Below are 14,983 nucleotides of genomic sequence, written 5' to 3' on the forward strand. Positions count from 1 at the left end.
ACAAATATCGAGTCATGGGCAGCTGCATGTGCAGAAACCGCTGCATCAAGACCAGATCCACTTTGAGGGAAAAAGTACTCGATGACTTTGAACAACAGCTCGTACTTCTGAAATACCCCAGTTGCTCGCATGGCATCGGAAAAGTAACCATACGCAATGGAATCGGCGTACCTGCAGGCGTACCAGGCTGGGTCAAATTTCGCCTGAATTGACCAACCTCCTGAAATAGTTTTCCAAACGCGTCTTGGCGTTCGCGCAAACGTGGCTTGCTCTTCCAGACTTTCCGGGAAAACAGCTGGAGAACCAAGCACTATTTGATTTGGATCGATGGCGTCTATGGCGGTCTGAAAGTAGATCTGGTTCGCAAGAAAGTTAGCGACCCTGTAAGCCTGCTCTTGAAGTGACGGGGTTGTGGGCATGATGCGACCATCGTCCGTATAGGTTATCGGCAGGCCCTGAAACTCAACTTCAACGGAAGCCAAGTTGCCGGCTTCATCGACCGACCAGGAACACACCGCTCCGTCAACGATCAGAGAATCCGTTTGCACTTGAACAGGTACTAAGACCTCTGGGCGCAGGTTCAGAGAGTAAATCGCTTTCATGTGCATCCAGAGGGTTCAATGTCACCGCTGATTCAGACCCCAGCTGAAGCCGCCACGACGAGTCTTGAACGTATTAAATCGCCTCCCCCAACCGCCCCACGCCCTCTTCAATCTTCTCCAAGCCCGCCGTGGCGAAACTCAGGCGCAGCGTGGACAGGTCGGGATTCGCGGCGTAGAACGGCGCTCCGGGCACGAAGGCCACGCCTTTTTCGATCGCGCGTTGGGCAAAGGTGGCGCCATCGCCGACCTTGCCGCCGGCACCGGTGAGGCGTGCCCAGACGAACAGGCCACCTTGTGGGGGCACGAAGTCGATGGCGTCGCCCAGCTCGCGCTTCAAGGCGCGGCCCATGGTGGCGGCGCGTTCGGCGTAGACGGCGCGCACCTTGGCCAGGGTGGCGGGCATGCGGCCAGCTTTGAGGTATTGCGCGGCGGTGGCCTGGGCGAAGGTGCTGGTGTGGGCGTCGCTGAACTGTTTGCACATGGTGGCGCGGCTCAGCAGTTCGGCGGGGCCGACCATCCAGCCCACGCGCAGGCCGGGGCTCAAGACCTTGCTCAGGCTACCGCAGTGCACCAGCAGCTCGCGGCTACCGGGCACGCTGGCGCTCAGGGCCAGCAAGCTGGGTGGCGGTGCTTCGCCAAAGTACAGGTCGCCATACGGGTCGTCTTCCACGATCAGGGTCTGGTGCTTCACCGCCATCGCCAGCACGGCTTTGCGGCGCTCCAGGTTGAGCAGCGCGCCACTCGGGTTGCCAAAGGTGGGGATGAGGTAGACGAATTTGGGCTTGTGCTCGGCCATGAGCTGCTCCAGTTCATCGGTCTTCACGCCGTTGCCATCGACCGGCGCGCTGATGAGTTGCGCCCCGTACAGACGGAAGCACTGGATGGTGGCCAGAAAGGTCGGGCCTTCGACGATGACTTTGTCGCCGGGGGAGATGAGCGTTTTGCCCAGCAAGTCCAGGCCTTGCTGGCTACCGGTGGTGACGATGAGCTGCTCGGGGCTGAGGTCTTTCACGCCTTTGCCGTGCATGAAACTGGCGATCTGTTCGCGCAGCGGTTGGTAGCCTTCGGTCGCCCCATATTGCAGTGCGCCGCCCGGCTCTTCGCTCAAGGCGGTATTGACCGCTTCGCGGATGCCGTCCACATCGAACATGGCGCTGTCCGGAAAGCCCCCCGCAAAGCTGATGATGCCGGGTTTGCCCAGCAGTTTGAACAGCTCCCGGATCGCGGAAGTTTCGACGTTGTTGAGGCGGTCGGCGAAAGAAATGGGCATGGTGCGGCAATCAAGGAACGGCTGGGAAGTCAATATGGTATCGCCACCAGGCGGCGCGAACCCCAAGCCCGCTTGCCTCTACACTGCCGGGCATGAACCGCGACCAGATCGAGACCTTTTTTGCCACCCTGCAGGCGGCCAACCCGAATCCCCGCACCGAGCTGGAATACAGCAGCCACTTCGAGCTGCTGGCGGCGGTGCTGCTGTCGGCCCAGGCCACCGATGTGGGCGTGAACAAGGCCACGCGCCTGCTGTTTCCGGTGGCCAACACGCCGCAGCAGATATTGGACCTGGGACTGGAAGGGCTGGAGAGTTACATCAAGACCATTGGCCTGTACCGCAGCAAGGCCCGCCATTTGATGGAAGCCTGCCGCATGCTGGTGGATCGGCACGGAGGCGAGGTGCCACACAACCGGGAAGCGCTGGAGGCCCTGCCCGGCGTGGGCCGGAAAACGGCCAACGTGGTGTTGAACGTGGCGTTCGGCGAACCCACCATGGCGGTGGACACCCACCTGTTCCGGCTGGGCAACCGCACCGGTCTGGCCAAGGGCAAAACGCCGCTGGAGGTGGAGAAAAAGCTGCTGAAACGCATTCCACCCGTCTACCTGGTGAACGCGCACCACTGGTTGATCCTGCACGGGCGCTACGTGTGCCAGGCGCGCAAACCCAAGTGCCCCGAGTGCGCGGTATCGGCCTGCTGCGATTTCAAACCCAAGACCGTGGCCTGAAGGACCAAGACTCCCGCCCCCGTCTTACGTCAGTTCCAGCGTCATCCAGCCGCCCGGCAGGGGCGCCTCTTTCGGCCATTGCTCAACACCGCGCAACCGCGAAGCGCCATGCGCCGCCACAAATTGCGCGGCACGGATCACACCGGCGTGGCTGATCCACACCGCCTCGGGCTGCGCCGCACTTTGGGCCAACGCGGTGCGCAGATCGCCCAGCGCTGCGGCCACGCGTTCGACCACCATCTGGGTGCTCTCGGTGCCACCGAAACGGTGGTGCGCAAAGTCGGCCATCCAGGCGTCGAAGGCGGGGCGTGGGATCGCATCCCAGGCCTGTTGCTCCCAGCAGCCAAAATCCATCTCGTTCAGGCGTGTGTCCGTTTGCGGCGGCGGTAGATCGGGCCGCAGCGTCTGCAACTGGCGCGCCAGCAGTTGTGCCCGCGCCAGGCCCGAAACCCACACCGGCAAGCCGGCGGGCAACAAAGCCGCGAGGGCTTGCGCGGTCTGCTGACTCAAGGCCTGGTCGGCGTCCACGTCGCTGGCGCCATAACAAAGCCCGGCGGGCAGCAACACCGGTGCGTGGCGCACCAGCCAGAGTTTCAAACCGGCCACCGCCCTGCCCTCAAGCCACCGTGGCGGGCAACGACACCACCAGCGCCAGGTAGAACAACACTTCACACACCTGCTGCGTCGCGCCCAGACCGTCGCCGGTAAAACCCTGCAAGCGGCGGCGCAACAAGCGCCACATCCAGAGCAGACCGAGCAGCGCGCCCAGCACCGCCTGCGGCCACGGTGCGCCGGGCAAGCACCATCCAACCAAGGCCAGCGCCAGCGCCACCCAGCACAAGCCCGCCACCAAGGCCGCGCCAGCGATCTGCTCGGCCAGCGGTTTGGACTTGGACAAGGCGGTATCGCCCACATGCGGCAGCGCGCGGATGATGAACAGCGGCATGCCACGCGAGACGACGTGGGCCGCAAACAGCGCGGCGGCGGCCAGTTGCGCATCCACCTGCACCAGCAAGGCCAGCAGCGCGCACTTGAGCAACACCGCCAAGCCCAGCGCCAGCGCACCGTAGCTGCCGATGCGGGAGTCTTTCATGATGTCGAGTGCCCGCTCACGTTCCAGGCTGCCACCCAGGCCGTCGGCCAGATCGGCCAGGCCGTCTTCGTGAAAAGCGCCGGTGAGCAAGACCCCGAACACGGTGCTGAGCACCGCCGCCACCCAGGCCGATGCGCTCTGGGCGGGCAACAACCACAACAAGCCCAACAACAGCCCCGCCGTCAGGGCGCCCACCAGCCAGCCCACACCCGGAAAATGCGCAGCGCTGGCGCGCAACAAGGCGGGACTGAAACCCACCCAATTCGCCAGCCGCCCGGTGACGGGAATGCGCGTGAAGAACTGCAAGGCCAGCAGGTAGTGGCGGATGAACGCGGGCCCCCCCCTGCGCCGCTGCGCGCCTTCCCCCGGGGACACGGCCTCTGACCCGTCCTGAGCGGATCCAAGGGCGGCGCCTCGGCGGCTCTTGGTGGTGGGTTCTTGTGCCATGGCGCGCTCTTCAGGCCGTTCGACCTGGGCCTGTCGAAGGGCTTGCCTGGCCATCCAGCAAGTCCGGCGGGATGGCTTCTCCGCTCGCAACCAGGGCCTCTTGCCGAGACACCCCGGCCGACTCGAAACTGGCCATCTCGCGCAGGATGGCGCAGGCCGACAGCAGCAGCGGCCAGGCCAGCGCAGCGCCCGAGCCTTCGCCCAAGCGCAGGCCCAGATCCAGCAGCGGTTCGGCCTTGAGCTGCGCCAGCATCAGGGCATGGCCACGTTCACCCGAGCGGTGGGCGAATACGCAGCGCTGCAACACGGCGGGCTGCAAACGGCTGGCCACCAGCACCGCAGCGCTGGCAATAAACCCGTCCACCACGATCACGCGCCGCTCCAGCGCCGCCTGCAGCACCGCACCCACCATGGTGGCAATTTCGAACCCGCCAAACGCGGCCAGTGCGTCCAGGGGTTGGTTTGCGTCGGTGTGGCACGCCAACACCTGGCGAAGAATACCGATCTTGCGCTGCACGGCTTCGGCGTCCAGCCCGGTGCCGGCGCCGGTGCAGTCGGCCACATACAAGCCCGACAGACGCGCCAGCAACAGCGAAGCCGCCGAGGTGTTGCCAATGCCCATTTCGCCCAACAACAAGGTATTGCCCGGCAAGCCTTTCACCACCGCTTCACCGTTGGCCATGGCGGCCTTGCATTGGGCCTCGCTCATGGCCGGGCCTGCCAGCGCGTCATCGGTGCCGTGCGCGATCTTGCGGATGAGCAGCCCCGGCCGTTCAGCAAAGTCGTGCCGCACACCGCAATCCACCACCGTGAGGCCGATGCCGTGCTGGCGTGCCAGCACGCTCACCGCCGCGCCACCGGCCAGAAAATTCTCCACCATCTGCCAGGTCACATCGCTGGGGTAGGCGGACACGCCGCGCGCGGCCAGGCCGTGGTCGCCCGCGAACACCACCAATTGGGGCGCCAGCAGTTGCGGCTGTTCGCTGTTCAAGATCAGGCCTATGCGCTGGGCCAATTGCTCCAGCCGCCCCAGCGAACCCAGCGGCTTGGTCTTGTTGTCCAGTGCGTGCTGCAAGCGCTGCGACAAACCGGTGTCTGCGAGGTTCTCGATGGTGGGAATGGTGTAGCTCATGGCAATAAGGGCTCCGGGCTGGGATTGGGAATGAGATTGGGCTGGATCAGTTGTTGCAACACGCCGGCTTCAAAGTGTTGCCCGATGAAGTCGGCAAGGCCCTCGAACACCGTCTCCAGTGTGGGCACGCTGGCGCCAAAAAGGGCTTGCAATACCGGTGGGTCTTCAAACAAGCCGTGCAGGTAAATGCCGAGCACATTGCCCGCCGGGTTCTGCCAGGCCAGCCCGGGAATCACTTCACGGGCCACGTCGCCGGCGGCGGCCATGGCCGGGTGCTGGGCCGTCTGCCCGTGGTGGATTTCGTAGCCCGCCACCGGCACACCCGACAACGCACTCCAGGCACCCGTTAACGAGCCAAACTGGCTCTGCGCGTGGCGAACGGTTTTTTGCGGTTCAAAACGGGTCACCAACGGCAACAACCCCAGGCCCGGCGCGTTGCCCAGGCCCATGGGCTCCACGCCCTCGGTGTCGATCAACGCTTCGCCCAGCATCTGCAAACCACCGCAAATGCCGAGCACCGCACCACCCCGCGCCGCGTGCGCGGCCACGGCGCGGTCCAGCCCCTGCACGCGCAACCAGGCCAGGTCGGCGCTGGTGGATTTGGAACCGGGCAGGATGATCCAGTCGGCCCCGGCGCAATCGGCCGGCGTGCGTGCCCAGACCAGGCGCACGCCCGGCACGTTCTTGAGTGGCTGGAATTCGTCCAGGTTGCTCAGGTGCGGATAGGCGATCACGGCGATGGTATTGGCGACTTCCCCGTGCGAGCGCGACCGGTCGTCGAACACGCCGTCTTCTTCCGGCAAACCGTGTTGCCACCACATGGGCAGCGTGGCCACGGTGGGCACGCCGGTCAAGTCCTGCAGCATCTGCGGCCCCGGCGCGAGCAAGGCCGCATCGCCCCGAAAGCGGTTGAGCACAAAGCCTTGGATCAGCGCGCGCTCGTCTTCGGGCAACAAAGCCCAGGTGCCGTACAGGTGGGCGAAAGCGCCGCCCCGGTCGATGTCGGTCACCAGCAGGCAACGCGCCTGCGCGTGGCGGGCGATGCGCATGTTGACGATGTCGCTGGCGTGCAGGTTGATCTCGGCAGGCGATCCCGCGCCTTCGATCACCACCACATCGTTCTCTTCGCGCAGCGCGTCCAGCGCGGCGGTGATCTGCGGCCACACCTTTTCGCTGCGTCCGCGCCACGGCAACTCGGACAGCGCTTTGTTCACCTCGCCCATCAAAACCACCTGGCTGCGTGTGTCGGCCTCGGGCTTGAGCAGCAAGGGGTTCATGCGCACCTCGGGCTCGGCACGTGCGGCCTGCGCCTGGAAATACTGGGCCGAACCGATTTCGCCGAGTGCACCGCTGGGGCCAGAAAAACGATTCTCCGCCGGGCCGCCCCCAGGAGAATCAGCCCCCTCAGGGGGCAGCGACCCGCGCACGCGGTGGAGCGTGGAGGCAACAACTCTTGCGTTGTTGCTCATGTTCTGCGCCTTGAACGGCACCACTTTGAGGCCCTGGCGCGCGTAGTGGCGGCACAGCGCGGTGGTGAGCCAGCTTTTGCCCGCCCCGCTGGTGGTGCCGAGCACCATCACACAAACCGCCGTCATGGGCTGTTCTCCTGTTGGGTTGTCAAGGCCGCGCTCAGCGCTGCTTGCGCGTCGGGAGGCTGCACGCTCAGGCGCCAATGTTGTGGCAAGCCCAGCGATGTGGTTTCGCGCAGTTTGATGCCTTTTGCGCGCAACCGCGCAACGTCCAGCACCTCATCAACATTCTGCGGCGCACGGGCGCAGAAGTAATTCGCGTCGCTGGGCAGGCAGCGCCACCCGGCGTTCTCCAGCAGCGCGATCTGCGCACGCTTCCACACGGCAAGCTGCTCGCGGCTGTCCGCCAGCCATTGGCGCACATCGGCTTGCACCCATGCCGTCAACATGGCCACCGCGTGCGCGCCCAAGGGCCAGGACGGTGCCATGACTGCCAGCGTCTGCGCCAGTGGCTGCCCTTGCAACGGTGCGATGGCGTAAGCCCCGCGCACGCCCGTCATGCCCAACGCCTTGTTGGGCGACCACAGTTGCCACACGCGATCCAGCGCGTCGGCGCCCAGACTGCATGCGCCGGACAAACGCAAAGGTTCGTAGGCCCGGTCCAGCACCACCACGCCGCCCTGCCCGGCCACCTCGCGCGCCCAGGCCTCGGCGCCACCCATGGGGCTGGCCGGTTCGCACAACCACAGCAAATCGGCGGTTTCGGGTGTGGCAACGGCCTGCAAATGCCAGGCTCGGGCCGCGCGGCCGTAGTCGCCATACGCCAGCGCAGGCAACCACACCCGGCGCCCGCCTGCCAAGGCCACGGCGGCGCTCAGCCGCGTGATGAACTCGCTCGCGCTGGCCGCGAACACGATGCGCTCCACCGCCACGTGGTGGAACGCCGCCAGCGCCGAACGCAGATCGGTGTAGACCGGGTCAGGGTAACGGCGGGCATCGGCCGCTTGCACGGCGGCCAGCGCCACCGGGCAGGGGCCACAAGCGTTGGCGTTGGTTGAAAAATCCCAGCGCGGCACACCGAACGCGTCTGGGCCACCGTGTGCATGCATCACTGCGCCGCCCTCCACAAGCCGGGCAACGACAGCAGCGCAGCCCAACCGGCCAATGCCCAGACCGTGCGCGATGCGAACCGCAGTGCACGCGCCGTATCGGCCGCTTGCGCTGCCCGACCCTGCTGGTTCAACACATACACGCCCGGCTTGGCCAGGCGCAGGCCGAGCACCAGCGCCATTGCCGCCATGGGCCAACCGCTGTTGGGCGAGGGCGTGCGTCTCGCCTCGCCGGGCACACTGCGCAGGGCCTTCACGCCACCCAGCAACACCAGCAGCAACGCGGTGAAACGCGCGGGCACCCAAGACAAAACATCGTCGGCCCGCGCCGCCCATTTGCCGGCCCAGGCCCAGTTGCGGCCCTGGCGCTCGCCCGGGTAACCCCACATGGCATCGGCGGTGTTGGCAAACCGGTAAATCGCTGCCCCGGGCAAGCCGGCCACCGCGAACCAGAACAGGGGCGCCACCACCGAATCGTTGAGGTTTTCGGCCAGGGTTTCGATGGCGCTTTCGCGCACCTGGGTGTCGTCCAGTGGCGCCACATCGCGGCTCACCAGCCGGCTCAGGCGCTCGCGCCCTGCGGGCAACGAGAGCGCCAGCGCCGTCTCCACCGCGGCCACTTCGTCGTACAACATGCGCCAGGCCAGCAGCGGTTTGAGCAGCAAGCCCAGCACCAGCGCCTGCCACCACCAGGCCCAACCTGTGGTCATCCAGACCAGCACCAACGTGGGCAACAGCACCAGCGCAGCACCCGCCACCCACGCGCACGCACCACTCCAGAACACAGGCCAGGGTGGTGCTGGTTGCGAGTCCACCCCAGGTGCGATGCGCCGCCCCGCCCAGCCCAGGTAAGCACCCATCCACACCACCGGGTGCCAGCGCGCGGCGGGTTCGCCGAACATCCGGTCCACGGCCAACGCGAGCAGCACGGCCAACGGCCCGGCCAGACCGGGCGTGACCGCCTCGGAGAAAGCCTGAGAGAGTGCCGTCCACACGTTCACAAACCGCGAAAAGGGTGCGAGCCCAACAGCACCGTCACACCCGCCCGAAAACGGTGTCGGACGCGGGCAGGCGGGCCAGAATACCGTTGCGCAGACGCTCGGGCCGATCGTTGCGGTCCAGCGTGCCGTCGGGGCTGCTGTGGTGCAGGCGCGCGCACGCCACCACGTGGGCAGCCGTCTCGGCGTCGGCCACCAGATCGCCGAAATAGTAGGTCTGCTTGCCCGCCGCCTGGAACGCCACCGTGCAGGCGCGGTTGCAGCCGCTCATGCAAGCCTGGCCGCGCACCCGAACGCCCACGGGCGCGTCCGATTCGCCCTCGGCGCTCAGCAGCGCGTCTTGAACGGCTTCAAACAGGTTCAGGCCGTCGGCCGCTTGTTCGCGCGAGGCGCCGGTGGGGCGGCAGGTGGTGCAAACCACGATGTCGGTGTGGGTCATGGTGTGGTGTGCCCTCAATCTTCGATACCCCGCTGCGCGGGAATGCCGGCATTGAAGGCGTGTTTGATCTTGGTCATTTCGGTCACGGTGTCGGCCAGCTCCACGATCTCGGGCGGGCAGCGCCGCCCCGTGAGGCACACGTGCACATGGGACGGCCGTTCACGCAGGGTCTGCAACACGCCGTCCAGCGGCAACCAGCCGTAGATCAAGGGGTAGGTGATTTCATCGAGCACCACCAGAAAATGCGCACCGCCGAGGATGGTGGCGCGTGCTTTTTCCCAACCGTCGCGCGCAAGCTGCGCCGAATGTTCCAGGTCCTGGCTTTTCCAGCTGAAGCCGTCGCCCAACCCCTCGATCGGAATGCCGATCTGCTCGAACATGCGGTGCTCGCCGAAGCGGGCCGAAGGCACTTTCATGAACTGGTAAATCTTGACCGGTTTACCGCGTCCGTGGGCGCGCAGCGCCAGGCCAAAAGCCGCCGTGCTCTTGCCCTTGCCGTCGCCGGTGTTGACGATGACGAGGCCGCGCCGCTCGCCTTCGGGCTTGTCATAGGGTTTGTCGACGGGTGGGGTTTCGATTTGCATGGTCGGGGTCCGGTTGAGCAAAGCTTGAAAATCAGCGTGGCAGCGCCACCCACTGGTCGCCCAGCGGATGGATGGCGACGCGGTGGTCAAAAACGTTTTCGAGTGCCTGGTGGGTGGCGGGATCGTCGCAGGCACCTTGGTGCCGAACCCGGCCCTCGGCCATCACCACCATCTGGTCGGCGTGCAGCGCCATGCCGATTTCGTGCAGCACACTCACCACCGTGCGGCCTTGGCCCACCAGCTCGCGCACCAGCAGCAGCCAGTCGGCCTGGTGCGGTGGGTCCAGATTGGCCAGGGGTTCGTCCATCAGCAACACCTCGGCCTGCACCGCCAGCAGGCGCGCCAGCAGCACGCGCTGGCGTTCACCGCCCGATAGCGCGCCCAGCGGGCGTTCGCGCCAGTCCCAGGCCTGGGTCGCGCGCAGCGAATGCTCCACAACGGCACGGTCGTCCTGGGACGGTGCGGCCAGCCAGGGCTGGTGCGGCAAGCGCCCCAGCATCGCCACATCCCACACGCTGAGGTCGTCGGCGCCCTGCTCGCCCTGGCCCAGCCAGGCCAGGCAGCGTGCCCGCTCCCGGCCTGGCCATTGCGCCAGCGGGCGCTCTTGCAAGCGCACTTCACCGCTGTGCGGCAGCAGCCCGGCCAGCGCCTTGAGCAAGGTCGACTTGCCCGCTCCATTGGGGCCGACCACACTGGTCCATCGCCCGGCCGCAAAGACCACGTCAATGCCGTGCAGAACCGGCGTGCCACCCAGCGCGAGCGCAATACCCCGGCCTTCCAGCGCGGCGCTCACAACACGCTCCCCGGGCGGCGGCGGCGGTGCATCAGCCACAACAGGTAGCTGCCACCGAGCACGGCTGTGAGCACGCCCACCGGCAATTCTTGCGGCGCGATCACCCAGCGTGCGATCACATCGGCCCCCATCAACAAGAGGCCACCCATACCGGCGCTCAGCACCACCAGGCGACCATGTGTGGTCTTCACCAAAGAGCGCACGAGGTGCGGCGCCGCCAAGCCCACAAAAGCGATCAAACCGGTTTGTGCCACGGCTGCACCGGTGGCCAGCGCCAACACCGCCACCAGCGTGGCGCGCACCGCCACCAGGGGCAGACCCAGGCTGAGCGCGGTGGCTTCACCCAGGGCCAATCCGTCGAGCACACGCCCCAGCGATGCGGCCACCAGCAACGAGGCCAGCAGCATCACCGCCATCACGCCACAAGCGGCCCAGCCCACAAAACCGGTGCTGCCCAGCATGAAACCCTGCATGGCCTGCAAGGTGTCGGGCTCGGCGATGGTGACCAGATCGCGGATGGCACCCAGCACCACGCCCACGATCACACCCGCCAGCAACAGGCGCAGCGTGTGCTGCACGCCCTTGGCCAGCGCCAAGGTGAGCACCACCCCGATCACGGCACCGGCAAAGGCCGCGCCGGTCAGGCCCAGGCGCAGCAACCACTGCGAGGCAAACGGTGAAGCACCGAACGCGGCCAGCGCCAGCGCCACACCGAGCGCCGCGCCCGAGGCACTGCCCAGCAGGTAGGGATCGGCCAACGGGTTGCGAAACAAACCCTGGGCCACCGCACCGGCCAGCCCCAACAGGCCGCCCGCCATCCAGGCGCCCAGCGTGCGCGGCAAGCGGATATCCCACAGGATCTGCCAGGCCACCGCATCGCTGCGCGCGTGCAGCACGCTGTCAAAGCCGGTGCTGCCCACGCCCGCGCCCAACAACAACAGGGCGAACGCGGCCAGCAACAAGGCGCCGCCCAGCCAGAGACTGCGACCGGCGCTGTTCATGGGGCGCCTTTGTCCGCGATGCAGCGGGCCATCAGGCGCGCGGCTTCGGCCATGCGCGGGCCCGGGCGCACCAGCACGTCGGACTCTTCGGCGGTGAAGACGCAGACGCGCTGCTCGCGCAAGGCGCGTATGCCGCTCCAGCCGGGCCGTTGCTCCATGCCCTGCACGTTGCGCGAACCGATCATGATCAGATCGGGGTTGGCGCGCACCACGTATTCGGGGTTGATGCGGGGAAAGGGGCCAAGATCGGGCGTGACGATGTTCTGCACCCCCAGGCGCGCCATGATCTCGCCAATAAAAGACCGCGTGCCCGCCGCATAGCCGCCGGTGCTGACCTCGTAATACACCCGCAAAGCGCGCGGGCGCGCCGGCAGCGATTGCGCGGCCGCCGACACACCGGCGTCGATGGCGCGCCAGATGCGTTGCGCGTCGGGCACTTCCAGCAACCGACCCAGCTTGCCCATGACGCGCTGGGCGTCGGCCGCGCTTTTGGGCTCCATCGCCAACACCTTGAGACCCAGCGCTTCGAGCCGCTGCACCCCACGCGAAGAAGTCGCCATGAGCACGACCTCGGGCCGAAGCGCCACGATGGCTTCGATGTTGGGGTCGATGCCGCCGCCGGTCTGCGGCAGTCGGCGCACCGCCTGCGGAAAATTCGAGTAGCGATCGACCCCCACGAGGCGGTGGCACTGGCCAAGTTCGCACACGGTTTCCGTGAGCGAGGGCAGCAGCGAGACGATGCGCTGCGGCGAGCGCGGCAGCACCACGGTGACGCCACGGTCGTCGACCACCTGCACACCGGCCGCGTGCAAGGCACCGGCCCACAGCAGCAACCAGGCGGCGCACAGGCCGGCCCAACACAGCCGCGCCCATTGGGCGGACGTATCCATAGGGAAGCTCATACGGAATCCTTCAAGCGCAGCGGCAGACCCGCCACCATCAAGGTGACGCGCTCGCACGCCGCCGCCACCGACTGGTTCAGACGCCCCAGCGCATCCACATAGGCGCGCACCTCGCGCCCCATGGGGATCACGCCCAGGCCGATCTCGTTGCTCACCAGCACCACCGGCCCGGTGGCCTGCGCCACGGCCCGGCACAAGGCCTCGCCCTGGGCCAGCACAGCCGCGTCGTCGCGCGCTTGTGCGGCCTCGAGTGGCATCAGCAAGTTGGTCAACCACAGCGTGAGGCAATCCACCACCACCAACGTGTCGGGCGCGGCAAGCCTTTGCACGGCCTCGGCCAGGGCCAGCGGTTCTTCTACCGTGCGCATGCCCGGAATCCGCTCTGCACGGTCGGCCTGGTGGCGCGCGATGCGCGAACGCATTTCTTCGTCCCACGGCTGGCCGGTGGCGATCATCACGGCGCGGTGGTCGGGTGATGCTTCCAGCCACTGCTGCGCCAGGGTTTCGGCCCGGCGGGACTTGCCGCTGCGCTGCCCACCGAGCAGGCATTCGCTGCGCGCCACTTCAACCATGTTGGGCCATCCAGTTCACCACGATGCGGTGCATTTGCGCCACGCCGTCGGTGAGCGCGGCCGGGCCGGGTTGCAGAATGTCGGCCGATTTGATCTCGAACAACTGCCCATTCTTCACGGCACCCACGTCCTGCCAGCCTTCGCGTGCCGCCACCTTCTCGGGCCGGAATTTTTTGCCACACCAGGAGCCGATGACGATGTCCGGATCGCGCCGCACGATCTCCAAACCATCGCCAATGATGCGGTTCTTGCCCAGCGACTGCGTCGCCAGTTCGGGAAAGCAGTCGTCACCGCCCGCCACACCCAACAGCTCGGAGACCCAGCGGATGCCGCTGATGTGCGGTTCGTCCCACTCTTCAAAAAACACGCGCGGCCGCCGTTTGCCGGTGGCTTGCAGCGCCTGCACCGCCTGGCGAATACCGGCCAGTCGCTCCCGCGCGTCCTTGATCCACCGAAGTCCCTCATCGGCGCAGCCCACCATGGCCGCGACCTGGTACAGCATGGTGAAAATTTCGTCCACGCTGCGCTGGTTGAACACGGTGACCTGCACCCCGGCGCGGATCAGCTCGGCGGCGATGTCGGCCTGCAGATCGGAAAAGCCAAACACCGCATCGGGTTGCAAGGCCAGGATCTTGTCGATTTTGGCGCTCAGAAAGGCGCTGACTTTGGGCTTCTCTTCCCGCGCCCGGCGCGGGCGCACCGTGTAGCCCGAGATGCCGACGATGCGGCTCTCTTGCCCCAACAGGTACAACCACTCGGTGGTTTCTTCGGTCAGGCAGACGATGCGCTGCGGACCGGGTTTCAGATCGGTGTTCATGTGCTTCCTTGAGACAGAAACAGACTGGCCGCGGCGACCGGGCAGGACGGGAACCAGGCATGGAAGTAGCTGGCCAGCACCGAGCCCTGCCGCAGCAGCGCCTCGCCCGCGCCGGTGCGGCCAGCCAGTGGCGAGAGGGTGTGAAGCAGTGGTGTCAGCGCCGTCTCGCAACGCGAGTAGTGGAAAGTATGGCCGCGCAGCGTGCCTGCAGCCAGCGCCAGTTGCTGCGGCCCCAAACCGGCCAGGCGCGGCTGCATGTGTGCGGTGCCCGGCAACAGGCCCCACAAGGTGTGCGCTTCGCCGTCGCTGGTGTACAGCCGGTCGAACAGCACCACCATGCCGCCGCATTCGGCCCACAGCGGGCGCTCGGCGGCCACATGCGCGGCCAGGCTGTCGCGCGTGCGCCGCGCCTGCGCCAGGGTTTTCGCATGCAATTCGGGGTAGCCGCCGGGCAGCCACACCGCATCGCAGTCGGGAACGGCTTCGTCGGCCAAGGGCGAGAAAAAGACCAGGCGCGCACCGAGTGCCTGCAAGCAGTCGAGGTTGGCCGGGTAGATGAAACAAAAGGCCGCGTCCCGCGCCACCGCCACGGTGCGGCCTGCCAGCAAGCTCGGCACAGATGCCATCTCGCTTTCGGCCACAGGCTCAAAAGCGACCTGCCAACGCGCCAAGGCCTGCCCATCCATCTGCCCCAACGGCGTACCGGCCAAGGCATCGGCGGCGGCGTCGAGCCGCTGCAGCGCATCGGGCAGTTCGGCGGCCACGGTCAGACCCAGGTGGCGCTCGGGCAGCGCAAAGGCCGGGTCGCGCAGCACCGCACCCAGCCATCCGCCATCTGCTGCGGTGTCGACGTCCACCCCGCCCACCGACGCGGGCAGCACCGCTTTTTGCAGCATCTCGGCGTGGCGCTCACCGGCCACCCGGTTGGCCAGCACACCGGCCCAGGGCAGGCCGGGACGGAAGTGCTGCAAACCATAGGCCAGCGCCGCAAAGGTACCGGCCATGGCCGAGGCGTCGATGACACACA

17 protein-coding genes are annotated in these 14,983 nt (G+C 66.8%); 1 reads left to right on the forward strand and 16 read right to left on the reverse strand.

What is annotated here, in order from left to right:
- Together ABYB95_RS05710 and ABYB95_RS05715 are read right to left on the reverse strand one after the other, a co-directional pair.
- Window positions 1-602, reverse strand: a 602-nt coding sequence (locus ABYB95_RS05710; RefSeq protein WP_372657499.1) for a hypothetical protein, incomplete at its 3' end; no start/stop codon positions are given.
- Between the two features lie 73 nt (window positions 603-675).
- Window positions 676-1,872, reverse strand: coding sequence for a PLP-dependent aminotransferase family protein (locus ABYB95_RS05715; protein ID WP_372657500.1), 1,197 nt, complete (start codon window positions 1,870-1,872; stop codon window positions 676-678).
- A 92-nt stretch (window positions 1,873-1,964) separates the two neighbouring features.
- Between ABYB95_RS05715 and nth the strand changes: the two genes are divergently transcribed.
- Window positions 1,965-2,600, forward strand: coding sequence for an endonuclease III (gene nth, locus ABYB95_RS05720; protein WP_372657501.1), 636 nt, complete (start codon window positions 1,965-1,967; stop codon window positions 2,598-2,600).
- Window positions 2,601-2,624: 24 nt separating this feature from the next.
- Here the strand turns inward: nth and ABYB95_RS05725 are convergent, their stop codons facing one another.
- From ABYB95_RS05725 to ABYB95_RS05790, 14 genes are all read right to left on the reverse strand, one after another.
- A complete protein-coding gene (locus ABYB95_RS05725) occupies window positions 2,625-3,197 on the reverse strand; it encodes a histidine phosphatase family protein (protein WP_372657502.1) in 573 nt (190 codons plus the stop codon).
- Window positions 3,198-3,216: 19 nt separating this feature from the next.
- Window positions 3,217-4,140 (reverse strand): adenosylcobinamide-GDP ribazoletransferase, encoded by a 924-nt coding sequence (locus tag ABYB95_RS05730; protein WP_372657503.1) that lies wholly within the window; start codon window positions 4,138-4,140, stop codon window positions 3,217-3,219.
- 10 nt (window positions 4,141-4,150) lie between these two features.
- Complete coding sequence (cobT, locus tag ABYB95_RS05735; protein ID WP_372657504.1) at window positions 4,151-5,272, reverse strand: nicotinate-nucleotide--dimethylbenzimidazole phosphoribosyltransferase; 1,122 nt, start codon at window positions 5,270-5,272, stop codon at window positions 4,151-4,153.
- On the reverse strand, window positions 5,269-6,867 hold the full coding sequence (locus ABYB95_RS05740; protein ID WP_372657505.1) for a cobyric acid synthase: 1,599 nt from the start codon (window positions 6,865-6,867) through the stop codon (window positions 5,269-5,271). The genes cobT and ABYB95_RS05740 overlap by 4 nt, the downstream gene beginning before the upstream one ends.
- Window positions 6,864-7,850 (reverse strand): aminotransferase class I/II-fold pyridoxal phosphate-dependent enzyme, encoded by a 987-nt coding sequence (locus ABYB95_RS05745; RefSeq protein ID WP_372657506.1) that lies wholly within the window; start codon window positions 7,848-7,850, stop codon window positions 6,864-6,866. The genes ABYB95_RS05740 and ABYB95_RS05745 overlap by 4 nt, the downstream gene beginning before the upstream one ends.
- Window positions 7,850-8,845: an adenosylcobinamide-phosphate synthase CbiB gene (gene cbiB, locus ABYB95_RS05750; RefSeq protein WP_372657507.1), complete on the reverse strand. Its 996-nt coding sequence runs from the start codon at window positions 8,843-8,845 to the stop codon at window positions 7,850-7,852. The genes ABYB95_RS05745 and cbiB overlap by 1 nt, the downstream gene beginning before the upstream one ends.
- 40 nt (window positions 8,846-8,885) lie before the next feature.
- Complete coding sequence (locus ABYB95_RS05755) at window positions 8,886-9,287, reverse strand: DUF1636 family protein (protein ID WP_372657508.1); 402 nt, start codon at window positions 9,285-9,287, stop codon at window positions 8,886-8,888.
- Window positions 9,288-9,301: 14 nt separating this feature from the next.
- Window positions 9,302-9,871 carry a cob(I)yrinic acid a,c-diamide adenosyltransferase gene (cobO, locus tag ABYB95_RS05760; protein ID WP_372657509.1) on the reverse strand — a complete coding sequence of 190 codons (570 nt, stop codon included), beginning with the start codon at window positions 9,869-9,871 and terminating at the stop codon, window positions 9,302-9,304.
- Window positions 9,872-9,902: 31 nt separating this feature from the next.
- Entirely contained in the window at window positions 9,903-10,664 is a 762-nt protein-coding gene (locus ABYB95_RS05765; protein WP_372657510.1) for an ABC transporter ATP-binding protein, read from the reverse strand.
- Window positions 10,661-11,665, reverse strand: coding sequence for a FecCD family ABC transporter permease (locus ABYB95_RS05770; protein WP_372657511.1), 1,005 nt, complete (start codon window positions 11,663-11,665; stop codon window positions 10,661-10,663). The genes ABYB95_RS05765 and ABYB95_RS05770 overlap by 4 nt, the downstream gene beginning before the upstream one ends.
- On the reverse strand, window positions 11,662-12,567 hold the full coding sequence (locus ABYB95_RS05775) for an ABC transporter substrate-binding protein (RefSeq protein ID WP_372657512.1): 906 nt from the start codon (window positions 12,565-12,567) through the stop codon (window positions 11,662-11,664). The genes ABYB95_RS05770 and ABYB95_RS05775 overlap by 4 nt, the downstream gene beginning before the upstream one ends.
- The gene (gene cobU, locus ABYB95_RS05780) at window positions 12,564-13,139 is read right to left on the reverse strand and encodes a bifunctional adenosylcobinamide kinase/adenosylcobinamide-phosphate guanylyltransferase (RefSeq protein ID WP_372657513.1); all 576 of its coding nucleotides are present in this window, start codon (window positions 13,137-13,139) and stop codon (window positions 12,564-12,566) included. The genes ABYB95_RS05775 and cobU overlap by 4 nt, the downstream gene beginning before the upstream one ends.
- Window positions 13,132-13,956, reverse strand: coding sequence for a cobalamin-binding protein (locus ABYB95_RS05785; RefSeq protein ID WP_372657514.1), 825 nt, complete (start codon window positions 13,954-13,956; stop codon window positions 13,132-13,134). The genes cobU and ABYB95_RS05785 overlap by 8 nt, the downstream gene beginning before the upstream one ends.
- Window positions 13,953-14,983, reverse strand: a 1,031-nt coding sequence (locus tag ABYB95_RS05790) for a cobyrinate a,c-diamide synthase (RefSeq protein ID WP_372657515.1), incomplete at its 5' end; no start/stop codon positions are given. The genes ABYB95_RS05790 and ABYB95_RS05785, both read right to left, overlap by 4 nt.

This window comes from Hydrogenophaga sp. (assembly GCF_041633695.1).
GTDB lineage: Bacteria > Pseudomonadota > Gammaproteobacteria > Burkholderiales > Burkholderiaceae_C > Hydrogenophaga.